The organism is Kitasatospora sp. NPDC127060 (assembly GCF_042724935.1).
Classification (GTDB): Bacteria; Actinomycetota; Actinomycetes; order Streptomycetales; family Streptomycetaceae; genus Kitasatospora.
This window is the reverse complement of sequence record NZ_JBHXEG010000040.1, coordinates 24,407-36,338: the sequence shown is the minus strand read 5'-3', so window position 1 is coordinate 36,338 and position 11,932 is coordinate 24,407. Positions and strand designations below refer to the sequence as shown.

Below are 11,932 nucleotides of genomic sequence, written 5' to 3'. Positions count from 1 at the left end.
GAATCCCCTGGAGGCCTCTTCCGCCGATGCGGAAGAATGGCCCCCGGGCTGGGCAACCATGACAGGGGATCGAGTGTCCAACGGGCGTGGCGAACGTGATGGTGGGGGGAACGGCGGGCATCCCGGCGAGAGCCGTGGTGGTGTTCCCGTCGCGCACTCCGTGGGTTGCGAGTAGGCCGGAAGACGACCAGATGACCGCGGCCGCACCCGGTGCGGCGGACTCCGGTGCCGGTACCGACGCGGGTACCAGCGAGGACCTGCTCACCGAGACCTACCAGGCGCACTACCGCTCCCTGCTGCGGCTCGCCGCGCTGCTCCTGGACGACCTCTCCACCTGTGAGGACGTCGTGCAGGAGGCCTTCATCCGGGTGCACGCCGCCCGGCGCCGGGTGCGCGAGCCCGAGAAGACCCTGGCCTACCTGCGACAGACGGTGGTCAACCTGTCGCGCTCCACGCTGCGACGCCGGATCCTCGGCCTGCGCCTGCTGCAGAAGCCGATGCCTGACATGGCCAGTGCAGAAGAAGGTGCCTACGATGCCTTGGAGCGCGACCAGCTGAAGGCCGCGCTGAAGGGTCTGCAACGCCGTCAGCGGGAGGTTCTGGTGCTGCGTTACTTCGTGGACATGACGGAGGCGCAGGTCGCCGAGACCCTGGGCATCTCACTCGGTTCGGTGAAGGCGTACGGCTCGCGCGGACTCGCCGCCCTCCGGATCCAGATGGAGGCCGGACATGGCTGACGGCACCAGGCAGTGGCCCGCCGACGACGACCTCCCGGACCTCTCCGCCGAGGAACGGGCGCTGCGCCGGCTCATGCACCACGCGGTGGACGGGATCCAACCCGGGGTCGGCGCCCTGCCCCGGATCCGGCAGGCCGTACCCCGGCGGCGGGCCGCCCGGCGCGGGGCCTGGACCGGAGCGGCGGCGCTGGCCCTGGCGGTCGCGATCGCCCTGCCCGTCCTGCACGAGGGCGACCACCTGGGGCTCTCCGGCGGGCCCGGCTCGGCGGACGCCGACGGCGCCACCCTCGCGGCCCCCGGCGGCAGCGCCGTCGGCGGCGGCACCACCGGCACCGGCACGCACCCGGGCCCCGGCGGCCAGAGCAGCGGCCCCGCGACGGCCTCCGGCACCGCCTCACCCAGCCCCGGCGCGGATACCACCCGCCCCGGCGCCGCCACCCCCACCGGTGCCACCGGCACCGCGGACGGCGGGATCGTCCCGCTGTGCACCCGGACGGACCTCGGGCAGGGCGCCTCGCAGCTAGGCCCGGCGGACTCCCAGGGCCGGATCTACGGCTCCTTCACCGTGTACAACGTCTCCGGGCACAGCTGCCGCCTCGGCGGGCCCGGCGCGGTGGCCGTCACCGGGGTCAACGGCACCGACCGCAACCGGGTCCGCACCGCCGACCACACCCCCGGCGACCCGGCCGTCAGCCTGCCCGCGATGGACGCCGAACCCCCGGTGCTCGCACCCCAGACCGGGTACCGGGTGCCGTTCGCGTGGATCCCGGACCAGGGCTGCGGCAGCTCCGGCGGCGCCACCACCGCGCCGACCAACAGCGTCAACCAGGCCTCGCTGACCACCCAGGCCCCGCGCGGCTCCTCCGGCGCCGCCCCGGCCGGCGGCGCCTCGGCCGCGCCCAGCGGCAACCCGCAGGCCAGCTCCTCGCCCACCTCCGCACCCACCTCGGCGCCCAGCCCGACGGCCACCCCGAGCAGCGGGCCCACCGGCGGGCCGGCCACCGCCACCATCGCCCACACCCCGGCCCCCGGCAGTCCGGTGGCCGCCACCGCCTCGCTGCCGGTCGACTGCGGGGGCACCCTCTACCGGGGCGGGGTGCAGCCGGCGGGCGGCTCCGCGCCCCAGTCCACCGGGGCGCCCGCGACGGGCTGAGCGGCCCGCTGCGGCGGACCCTGTGGTCCGGCCCGGTGTGAGGAGTGGTTACCGTGGGGGGTGTGTACCGGTTCCTCCTGACTCCGCGCTGGCTGGGCGGCACCGCCCTGGCCGTGGCGGCTGTGGCGGTCTGCGTCTGGTTGGGCTCCTGGCAGCTCGGCCGGTTCGAGGACCGCGTCTCCACCCACCAGGAGACCAAGCAGTCGCTCACCGCTTCGGGTGAAGCCCGGCCGATCGACGCACTGCTCGGCCCGGCCACCCCGCAGGTGACCACGGAGACCGTCGGCAAGCCCGTCACGGTGACCGGGAGCTACGACACCGAGCACCAACTCCTCGTCCCCAACCGGGTGTTGGACGGCAAGCAGGGCTACTACGTGCTCACCCCGCTACGCACCGCCGACGGACACGCCGTCGCCGTGGTGCGGGGCTGGGCGGCCGGCGACCCGTCCGGGACCGCCCCCGGTGCCGCCCCCGGTGCCGCCCCCGGTGCCGCCTCCGCCGTCGAGGCCGCGCCCACCGGGCAGGTCACGGTGACCGGGCGGCTGCAGGCCAACGAGGCGGTGGGCAGCAACGGCGCGGTGGCGGGCGGCCTGCCCGCCGGACAGCTCGGCATGATCAACCGGGCCTCGCTGCTGAACGTGCTGGCGTACGACGGCTGGTACGACGGCTGGGTGGCCGCAGACCAGGTGCCCGCCGGGTTGACCGCGGTACCGACCGTGCAGCCGCAGGGCGGCGACGGGCTCACCCTGCGGGCGTTCCAGAACCTGGGCTACACCCTGGAGTGGTTCGTCTTCGCGGGCTTCGTGATCTTCATGTGGTTCCGGCTGATGCGCCAGGCGGCGGAAGCGGCGCAGGACCGGGCCCTGGGACTGGACCCGGTCCTGGACTGACCCCGGCTACCGGGCCGGCTTGCCTGCCGGAGGCGGCGTGGGCGCCGGCTTGGTCGGCGTCGCGGCCGGCCCCTGGGCCGTGGGTGCGGCGGGGGACTGCGCCGCGGGCGCGGTGGGGGAGTGCGACGTGGCCGCCGGGCTCGGGTCGTCACCGAACGGCGAGGCCATGTCGTCGCCCGCCGGCTCGCTCCCGCCGCGGCAGTGACCGCGGCCGCCGGTGCCGACCGTCGTGCCGTAGTGGTCGATGTGGTGGTGCGTGGTGCCGCCGCCGCTCGACCCGCTCGTCCCGCTTGACCCGCTTGAGCCGGATGACCCGGACGAGCCCTTGGACCCGGAGCCCTTGGAACCGGACGACCCTGTGGAGCCGCTCCCGCCGTGCGAGCCGCCGTGCGACCCGCTGCGCTCGGCGACGTCCTCGTCCGCACCCGGCTCGGTCGCGCCCGGCGCGAACTCCGCCCGGACCACCGACGACCCGGCCCCCAGCGCGCTCGCCTTGGTCGCCGAGCCGGTGGGCGCGGGCGTGGGCAAGGACGTGGACGCGGGCACGGGCACGGGGGCGGGGGCGGGGGCGGACGTGAGCCTGGGCGCAATCGAAGCCGGGGGTGGCGGGCAGGCCCCTTCGTCACCGTGCGAGCCCGAGCAGCCGCTGAGCACCAGCACCCCGGCCACCGCCGCCCCCGCGAGCGTCAGCAGACGTCTCACCCAGCGCCTCCGGTGCTGCCGTCCGGAAGGCCGAGGTGACGCCGGACGAAGTCGATCTCCAGCCGCAGCTGCCTGATCCGCTCCTCCACCACCAGCGAGCCGTGCCCGGCGTCGTACCGGTACACCTCGTGCGGCTTGTCGAGCTGCTCCAGCCGCTCGACGTAGTTCTCGATCTGCCGGATCGGGCAGCGCGGGTCGTTGACCCCGGCGCTGATGTACACCGGCACCCGCACCTGCTCGACGTAGGTCAGCGGCGAGGAGGCGGTGAAGCGCTCCGGCACCTCCTCCGGGGTGCCGCCGAAGAGCGTGCGGTCCAGCGACTTCAGCGCCTCCATCTCGTCGGCGTACGCGGTGTGGTAGTCCGCCACCGGCACCGCGGCCACGCCCAGCGACCAGCTGTCGGGCTGCACTCCCAGGCCGAGCAGGGTCAGGTAGCCGCCCCAGCTGCCGCCGGTGAGCACCAGCCGGTCGGGGTCGGCCAGGCCGTCGGCGACCGCCCACTCCCGGACGGCCGCGATGTCCTCCAGCTCGATCAGGCCGATCCGCTCGTGCAGCGCGTCGGTCCAGGCCTGGCCGTAGCCGGTCGAGCCACGGTAGTTGACCCGGACCACCGCGAAGCCGTGGTCCAGCCAGGCCGCCGGGCCGGCCGCGAACGAGTCGCTGTCGTGGTGGGTCGGGCCGCCGTGGATCTCGAAGACCGTCGGGTACGGGCCCGGGCCGGTCCGCGGGCGCTGCACCAGGGCGTGCACCCGCCCGCCGGGCCCGTCCACCCAGACGTCCTCGACCGGGACGGAGCCGGGCGGCACCGGGCCGGGCGCCCGCAGCACGACCGCGCCGGCCGTCGAGCGGACCGCGGAGGGATCGGCGGCCGAGGACCACAGGTACTCGACGGTGCCGTCCGGGCGGGCGGTGGCGCCGCCGACGGTGCCGCGTGGGGTCTCCAGGCGGGTCAGCCGGCCGTCCGCGAGGGAGTACGTGAACAGCTCGCTGCGCGCCTCGTACTCGTGCTCGACCAGCAGCTCCGCGGCGCCCGGGCGCCACTGCGCGGAGACGTCGCCGGGCAGCTCACGGCCCCGCTCGTCGCGCAGCGGGAGGGCGGTCTCGGCGCCGGTGGCGACGTCCCAGATCATCGGCTCCCAGCGGCCGGTGCGCTGGTGGGCGACCAGCAGTCGGGTGTCGCCGTCGACCGGGGCGAAGCCCAGGCAGGCCACGCCGCGCGGCTCGTCCCGGCCGGTGACCTCGTCCAGCTCGGCGACGGTCTCGACCCCGGCCGCGGTGAGCCGGACCACCCGGATGGCGGAGTGCATCGCGTCGCCGTGCTCGGTGTGGTCGATGGCGAGCAGGGTGGCGTCGTGGCTGAGGTCACCGACGCCGCCGTACTCCTCGTGCCGGTAGATCTCGACCGGCTCGGCCGCGCCCGGGCGGCGCAGGTGCAGGGTGGTGCCGTCCTCGTCGGTGGACCGGCCGACGACCACCGTGCCGTCCCGGCCCAGCGCCAGGCCGGCCGAGTAGGAGGCGGCGAGGCCGGGCACGGCCTCCTCGTCCGGGCCGCCCGCGAAGGGCTGGCGGCGCCAGACGCCGAACTCGTCGCCGTCGTGGTCGTCGAACCACCAGATCCAGTCGCCGTCCGGAGACAGCTCGGCGTCGGTGGTGCCGTTCGGGCGGTCGGTGACCCGGCGGTGGCCGCCGGTGGCGCGGTCCCAGGCGTAGACCTCGTAGGTGCCGGTCGCGTTGGACACGTACAGCGCCCGGTCGGGGGCGTCCTCGGCCCAGTCCGGCAGCGACACCCGGGCCGCCCTGAACCGCTGCTCCCACGCCGGTGCGGCGCTCTTCTCCTCGCTCATCCGACCATCCAACCCGATCGGGGCGACGGTACGGAACGGGCGGGCGGGGTTCGCCCCCGCCCGCCCCTCGTCCTCGCGGCGTTCCCCCCGGTGCCCGCGGGGCGATGGCCTTCGTGGGTCGGCGGGGTGTTGGCCCCTGTGGGCCGGTGAGGTGTTGGCCTCTGCGGGCCGGTGAGGTGTTCACTCCCCGAGCCGGTCGGGCGTCGGCGAACGGCGCGGCAGCAGCCGGACCAGGCCCACCAGCACCAGCTCCAGCACCGCCAGCACCGCCACGCTGCGCCCGAAGGCCGCGGTCGGGTCGCCGGAGCCGTAGTAGACCAGGCCGATCAGCGCGATCCCGACGGCGCCGCCGACCTGCTGCACCGTGGCCACCACCCCCGCCGCCGCACCGGCCAGCTGCGGCTCGACGGCCGCCAGGACGACGGTGGTGACCGGGGCGATCACCAGGCCCATGCCGAGGCCGTCGACGAACAGCCCGGGCGCCAGCCACCACACGCTGCCGTCGGCGGCGCCGTACGCGGCGAGGGCGAGCAGGCCCAGTCCGACGGCCATCAGCAGACCGCCGACGGTGATCGTTCGGGGCTCGCCGAGCCGGGCGGTGACCCGGTGGGTGGCGTTCGAGGTGAGCAGGTAGCCGAGGCCGATCGCGGTGAACACCAGCCCGGCGCCGAGCGCGTCCAACCCCCGGCCCAGCTGCAGGTGCAGGGCGAGGACCAGGAAGAACGAGGCCTGGCCGAGCCAGAAGGCCAGCTGGGCGAGCAGCCCGGTGCCGAAGGCCCGGCTGCGGAACAGCCGGGTGTCGACCAGCGGGGTGGCGGCGGTGGTGTCGGTGGTGGTGGCGGCGGTGGTGCCGGTGGCGGCGGTGGTGCCGGTGGTGGCGGCGGTGGTGGTGGCGCGGTGCTGGTGGACGGCGAACGCGACCAGCAGGACGGCCGCTGCGGCCAGGCAGAGCACCGTCCACAGCGGCCAGTCGAGGCCCGGGCCCTGGATCAGCGGCAGCACCAGGGTGGTCAGCGCGACGGTCACCAGCACTACCCCGACCGGGTCCAGCCCCGGCCGCTGCGGGGCCCGCGACTCCGGCAGGCAGCGACGGACGGCCGCCAGCGCGGCCAGGCCGATCGGCAGGTTGATCAGGAAGCAGCTGCGCCAGCCGAGACCGAAGAGGTCCGCACGGACCAGCAGCCCGCCGATCAGTTGGCCGAACACCGCGCCGATGCCCATGGTCAGCCCGTACCGGGCGAAAGCCCGGGCCTGTGCGGCGCCGTCGAACGCCATCCGCAGGATCGCCAGCACCTGCGGGCCCATCAGCGCGGCCGCCAGGCCCTGCGCGACCCGGGCGCCGACCAGCGTGGCGGCGGTGGGGGCGAGGCCGCAACCCGCCGAGGCGAGGGTGAACAGGGCCAGGCCGAGCGCGAACACCCGGCGCCGACCGTAACGGTCACCCAGCCGGCCGGCCGTGACCAGCCCGACGGCGAGGGCCAGGCCGAAGCCGGCCATCACCCACTGGACGACCGCCGGGCCCGCGCCCAGGTCGGCCTGGACGGAAGGGACGGCGACGTTGACGACGAAGGTGTCGAGGGCGGTCATGAAGGTGGCGGTCAGGACGACCGGCAGCAGGCCCCTGGGGGCGGCTGGGGCGGCTGGTGCCGCCGGTGCGGCCGCGACGCGGCGGCGGGTGTCCAGGGCGGTGCTCATCTCGGGCTCTCCTCCAGGGGGCGCTACTGCGGGGCTACCAGGGGCTGTCAGGGGTTGTCAGGGGGCGGGCGGGGCGCCGCCGTGGGGGTGCGGCGCCCCGCCGGAGCGGTCCGGCCGGGGCTCGGACGCCGGGGTTGTTCGTACGTCCGTCTGACACGTACGTCCGTCTCACCTCCGATGTGCCCGTCCGTCTGACACGTACGTCTGTCTGACGCGGACGTCCGTCTTGTCCGGACGTCCGTCCAGGGCTCAGACCCCCGGCACGCGGTCCAGGAAGCCGTGCACGGTGCCGATCCGGCCCTCCGGGGTGGCCGCCAGCACGTCGAAGCCGATCACCACCGGCTCGGCGCCGTCCGGCCCGAGGTTCCAGGTGAACCGGGCGATGTCGTGGTGCGCGTCCACCGGGCCGAGGGTGAACCGCAGCCCCGGGAACTGGGCCTGGGCTGCGCCGATCAGCGCGTCGATCGCGTCCCGGCCGACCACGGCGGCCAGCGGGTCGGTGTAGCGGCCGTCCTCGGCCCACACCTCGTCGATCAGCTTGCGACGGGCGGCCGGGTCGGTCTCGTTCCAGACCGCCAGGTAGCGCTCGGCGAGCTGCTGGAGGGCGGCGGCGGTGATCTCGGTCATGGTCATCTCCCGTGTTCCGGTGGGTGGTTGGCGGCTCGTTCCCGCTGCTCACAAAGGTACGGACGGGCGCCGGCGGGCGAATCAGTCACGGATCGGTACGGGGGTACGTAGGTACCCGCCCGGCCTACGTAGGCGGTAACCGTCGGGCCTGCTCAGCCGTGGCATCCGTCCGGCTCAGGTGGGCCGTTGCGCCGGAACGCCGGCGACCAGCTCGATAGGGTCGGGGGCATGCTGTACGGGAGGGAACACGAACAGGCCGCCGTGGACGGGCTGTTGGCACAGGCACGGACCGGCCGCAGCGGAGCGCTGCTGCTCCGGGGCGAGGCGGGGATCGGCAAGACCGCCCTGCTGGACGACGCCGTCGCGCGAGCGGGCCGGACGTTCCGGGTGATCCGGGCGGCGGGCGTCGAGTACGAGGCCGAACTGCCCTTCGCCGGGCTGAGCCTGCTGCTGGCACCCGGACTGGACCGGTTGGACGCCCTGCCCGGGCCGCAACGGCGCGCCCTGGAGGCGGCGTTCGGACTCGGCGACGCGCCTCCGGCCGGTCCGGGTGGTCCGGGTGGTCCGGGCGGAGCGCCCGCCGACCGGCTGCTGGTCGGCCTCGCCACCCTCGGACTGCTCGCCGAACTCGCCGCCGATCAGCCGCTGCTGTGCGTGCTCGACGACGTCCAGTGGCTGGACCGCGCCTCCCTGGACGCCCTGCTGCTCGCCGCCCGCCGCCTCCAGGCCGAAAGCGTCGCCCTGCTGCTCGCCGCCCGCACCGAACCCGGCGCCCCCGCTGACCACCGGCTCGGCCTGCCCGAACTACGGGTGGCCGCCCTGGCCGACACCGACGCCACCCGGCTGCTGACCGAACGGGCCGGCCCCGACCTGCCCGCCGCCGTCCGCGACCGACTGCTCGCCGAGGCCGCCGGGAACCCGCTCGCCCTCACCGAACTCCCCGTCGCCACCGGACCGCAGGCCCACGCCGCGGGCGGTCTGCCGCTCACCAGTCGTCTGCTGATCGCATTCCACGGCCAGGTCACCGGTCTGCCCCCGGTCACCCAGACCCTGCTGCTGGTCGCCGCCGCCGAGGAGAGCGGCGAGCTGGACGTCCTGCTGCCCGCCGCGGCCGCGCTCGGCGTCGGTGCCGAACACCTCACCCCTGCCGAGGAATCCGGCCTGGTCACCGTCACCCCCGACCGCCGGATCGCCTTCCGTCACCCACTGCTGCGCTCCGCGATCCTCCAACGAGCCCCGCACCACCAGCGGCTGACCGTCCACCGTGCCATCGCCGGGGCACTGCCCGACGGCGACCGCCGCACCTGGCACCTCGCCCTCGCCGCGACCGTCCCCGACGCCGGCCTCGCCGACGCGCTGGAACGCACCGCCATCCGCGCCGGCCGACGCGGCGGTCACGGCGGCGCGGCCGCCTACGAACGCGCCGCCCGGCTCACCCCCGACCGCGACGCCGCCACCCGCCGGCTCGTCCTGGCCGCCGAAGCCGCCACTGAGGAAGGCGAGTTGGAGCGCGCCGAAGCGCTCGCCGACGAGGCCGCCGCCCGTACCGACAGCGTTCTAGCGCACGCCCTGCTGGACCACGTCCGGGCCACCGCGCACTTCTGGCGCGGCTCCTACCCGACCGCCTACCGGCTGCTGACCGACGCCGCCCTCGCCCTCGCCGCCGATGGCACCGCCGCGGCCGCCGAGGCCGTCGAACCCGCCCACGCCGCCCGGATGCTGGTCCAGGCCTTCCACGCCGCCTGGTACGCCGGGGAGGAGCCGGTCGCCGAGGTCCTCGACCGGCTCGCCGCCCTCCCGCTGCCCGCCGGCGACCCCCTCGCCCCGCTGGCCCGCTACCTGCCCGCCGCGGTCCTTCCCGCCCTCGGCCGGACCGCCACCCCGCCGCCGCCCGCCCGGGAGGCCGTCGAAGCCGCTCGCCGGGCCGGCGCCGAGAGCCCCGCCGACCTGGTCCAACTCTGCGGCGCCACCCTCGTCCTCGGCCGCGACGAGGAGACCGTCGACCTCGGCGGCGAACTCGTTGCCGAAGCCCGCGCCAAGGGCACCCTCGGAGTGATGCCCACCCTGCAGTTCTTCCTCGCCGAGGCCGAACTCTTCCACGGCCGCCACGCCGACGCCGAACTCACCGCCACCGAGGCGCTCGTCCTCGCCCAGGACACCGGCCAGCACCAATGGGTCAGCCAACTCAGTGCCCTGCTCGCCTACCTGGCCGCCCTCGACGGCCGCACCGAACGCTGCACCGAACTGGCCACCGCCGCCCTCGCCACCACCGGCCCGCAGACCGCCGCTCCCGCCGCCGGCCGCCCCTGGGCCCACTGGGCACTCGCCCTGCTCGACCTCGGCCAGGGCCGCGCCGCCGGCGCCGCCGACCGCCTGCACGCCCTCACCACCGGTTCCCACCGGCACCACGTCAGCGCCACCCGCGCCGTCCCCGACCTGGTCGAAGCCGCCGTCCGGCTCGGCACCCCGGACCGCGTCGCCGAGCCCTACGAGCGCTTCGCCCGCTGGACCCGCGCCGCCGACCGGCCCTGGGCCGAAGCCCTACGCCTGCGCTGCCAGGCCCTGCTCGGCCCCGACGAACTCGCCGAACCCGCCTACCGCGCCGCCCTCGACCTGCACGTCACCACCAACCGCCCCTTCGAGCACGCCCGCACCGCCCTGCTCTACGGCGAATGGCTCCGCCGCACCCGCCGCCGCACCGACGCCCGCCCCCACCTCACGGCCGCCCTGGAAACCTTCGACCGCCTCGGCGCCCACCCTTGGTCCACCCGCGCCCGCACCGAACTCTCCGCCACCGGCACCCCCGCCCCGGCCCAGACCCCCCTGACCACCCCGAACCCCCTGACCCCCCAGGAACTCCAGATCGCCCGCCTCGCCGCCGCCGGCCTCACCAACCGCGACATCGCCGCCCAGCTCTTCCTCAGCCCCCGCACCGTCGCCCACCACCTCTACAAGGCCTACCCGAAACTCGGCATCACCTCCCGCACCGCCCTCCCCACCACCCTCTGATCCGCCCGGCACACGCCTCGGGGCCCTGCCGAGCATCCCTCGACAAGGCCCCGGTCCCGTCGGTCTTCAGTCTTCGGTGTCGACGACATCGTCTGCTGAGGCGGTTGAAGAGTGCTTCCACCCCGGCGAGTAGTGCTCCCGGTGATAGGCCAGGTGATCCCGGTCTATCCGATGGTTCACGGCCTCGCGGAGTCTCCCGATCGTGGTGCCGGCTGCGAGGTCAGTGATCGTCAGGTCGTCCGCGATGCTCAACATGCCGAAGTCGAACAGGGCGTGGTGGTTCGGACAGAGGCACAGCACGTTGCCCGTGACATCGGGACCGTCGTGCGGCTGCCCCAGCCCGCGGATGTGAGCCGCCTCGGCGTAGGCGCCGATCGGTGTCTGGAGGCGGATCCCACACACCTGACAGGTGAAGTCATGCGTTGTCTTCACGAAGTTCGCAACTCTGCTGCTGCGCACCACCCGTTGGATCATCGCTTCCGTACGCGTCGGCTTGGTCTTGCCAACGGGCTCCACGAGTGTGAGCTTGGGAGCCGGAGCCTGGGCGGGGTCGATCCGTACCAACCGATAGCGCCAGATCCGGTACTTCGCCCGGCCGCTCTCGTGCCAACACTCGTCGACCCGGAAGAGCCCGTCGTAGCGGTAGCCGGTCATCGGTGAGTACTGGGGGTCGCCTGCTGCGCCGCGGATGACCCGCACCGGGCTTCCCAAGGTCATGCTGGTGACGAGCGCAGCGTTGCCCCGTGTGAGCTCCTGGTCGCTGACCTGCTGGCCCGTATCCGGATTGCGCCCGCCCTGCCCCGTGTAGACGATGAAGTCGCCGTGGTCCTGGTCGTCCTCGTAGCCCCCAGAGACGACGATGGACTCGGCCCCGCTCTTGGCCGTGCCGCAGATGCCCGCCTGCAAAGGCCGGTGCACCTTGGCCTTGGCGAGTGCGCTCCGGTTGACGAAGATGCGCCCTACTTCTATTCCGGGCACAGCTCCGAAGCCGTCGAAGCCATCGAGTGGGGTGGGGACTGTTCCGTTCGGCAAAGCTCCAGGCCTCTCAGCGTCAAGAACCGATGTACCAGGGGTTGACGTTCGTATCGCGGAACGCGCATCGACCCGTTGCGGTTCCACCTGCCGACGCTAGCCATCGATCCGTGCGGCACCGCCTAGCGGCTCATCCCGGTGACCTTGAGGAGTCTGTGCTGGGCGGTCGACCGCCCAGACCACCAGGTCGGGAGTGTCCGCCGAACCGGGTGCGGAACGCCTGGCCGCACGGTTCCCGCCAGA

9 protein-coding genes are annotated in these 11,932 nt (G+C 74.8%); 4 read left to right on the top strand and 5 right to left on the bottom strand.

Annotation, left to right across the window (positions count from 1 at the left end; all coding sequences use genetic code 11):
• Positions 1–191: 191 nt before the first annotated feature.
• The 3 genes from ACFWIS_RS22080 (at position 192) to ACFWIS_RS22070 (ending at position 2,780) form a co-directional block, all read left to right on the top strand.
• Positions 192–737 carry a SigE family RNA polymerase sigma factor gene (locus tag ACFWIS_RS22080; protein WP_380451238.1) on the top strand — a complete coding sequence of 182 codons (546 nt, stop codon included), beginning with the start codon at positions 192–194 and terminating at the stop codon, positions 735–737.
• Positions 730–1,890 (top strand): hypothetical protein, encoded by a 1,161-nt coding sequence (locus tag ACFWIS_RS22075; RefSeq protein ID WP_380451240.1) that lies wholly within the window; start codon positions 730–732, stop codon positions 1,888–1,890. Before ACFWIS_RS22080 ends, ACFWIS_RS22075 begins: the two co-directional genes overlap by 8 nt.
• A 62-nt stretch (positions 1,891–1,952) precedes the next feature.
• Entirely contained in the window at positions 1,953–2,780 is an 828-nt protein-coding gene (locus ACFWIS_RS22070) for an SURF1 family protein (protein ID WP_380451242.1), read from the top strand.
• Positions 2,781–2,786: 6 nt separating this feature from the next.
• On the opposite strand, the gene ACFWIS_RS22065 is transcribed toward ACFWIS_RS22070, so the two are convergent.
• The 4 genes from ACFWIS_RS22065 to ACFWIS_RS22050 all read right to left on the bottom strand — a co-directional run bounded on the left by ACFWIS_RS22065 (position 2,787) and on the right by ACFWIS_RS22050 (position 7,648).
• Complete coding sequence (locus tag ACFWIS_RS22065) at positions 2,787–3,482, bottom strand: hypothetical protein (protein WP_380451243.1); 696 nt, start codon at positions 3,480–3,482, stop codon at positions 2,787–2,789.
• Positions 3,479–5,326 carry a S9 family peptidase gene (locus tag ACFWIS_RS22060; protein ID WP_380451245.1) on the bottom strand — a complete coding sequence of 616 codons (1,848 nt, stop codon included), beginning with the start codon at positions 5,324–5,326 and terminating at the stop codon, positions 3,479–3,481. Before ACFWIS_RS22060 ends, ACFWIS_RS22065 begins: the two co-directional genes overlap by 4 nt.
• Before the next feature lie 180 nt (positions 5,327–5,506).
• Complete coding sequence (locus ACFWIS_RS22055; RefSeq protein ID WP_380451247.1) at positions 5,507–7,021, bottom strand: MFS transporter; 1,515 nt, start codon at positions 7,019–7,021, stop codon at positions 5,507–5,509.
• 249 nt (positions 7,022–7,270) lie between these two features.
• Positions 7,271–7,648, bottom strand: a complete 378-nt coding sequence (locus tag ACFWIS_RS22050) for a nuclear transport factor 2 family protein (protein ID WP_380451249.1) — start codon at positions 7,646–7,648, stop codon at positions 7,271–7,273.
• 228 nt (positions 7,649–7,876) lie between these two features.
• Between ACFWIS_RS22050 and ACFWIS_RS22045 the strand changes: the two genes are divergently transcribed.
• Entirely contained in the window at positions 7,877–10,657 is a 2,781-nt protein-coding gene (locus ACFWIS_RS22045; RefSeq protein WP_380451251.1) for an ATP-binding protein, read from the top strand.
• Between the two features lie 66 nt (positions 10,658–10,723).
• Here ACFWIS_RS22045 and ACFWIS_RS22040 read toward each other — a convergent pair whose 3' ends face one another.
• A complete protein-coding gene (locus ACFWIS_RS22040) occupies positions 10,724–11,689 on the bottom strand; it encodes a YDG/SRA domain-containing protein (protein ID WP_380451253.1) in 966 nt (321 codons plus the stop codon).
• Positions 11,690–11,932 lie beyond the last annotated feature (243 nt).

Bases quoted from the DNA above. Each gene is read 5' to 3' on its own strand.
- ACFWIS_RS22055 (WP_380451247.1), bottom strand. From the start codon at position 7,021: ATGAGCACCGCCCTGGACACCCGCCGCCGCGTCGCGGCCGCACCGGCG.
- ACFWIS_RS22075 (WP_380451240.1), top strand. From the start codon at position 730: ATGGCTGACGGCACCAGGCAGTGGCCCGCCGACGACGACCTCCCGGAC.
- ACFWIS_RS22080 (WP_380451238.1), top strand. From the start codon at position 192: ATGACCGCGGCCGCACCCGGTGCGGCGGACTCCGGTGCCGGTACCGAC.
- ACFWIS_RS22050 (WP_380451249.1), bottom strand. From the start codon at position 7,648: ATGACCGAGATCACCGCCGCCGCCCTCCAGCAGCTCGCCGAGCGCTAC.
- ACFWIS_RS22045 (WP_380451251.1), top strand. From the start codon at position 7,877: ATGCTGTACGGGAGGGAACACGAACAGGCCGCCGTGGACGGGCTGTTG.
- ACFWIS_RS22060 (WP_380451245.1), bottom strand. From the start codon at position 5,326: ATGAGCGAGGAGAAGAGCGCCGCACCGGCGTGGGAGCAGCGGTTCAGG.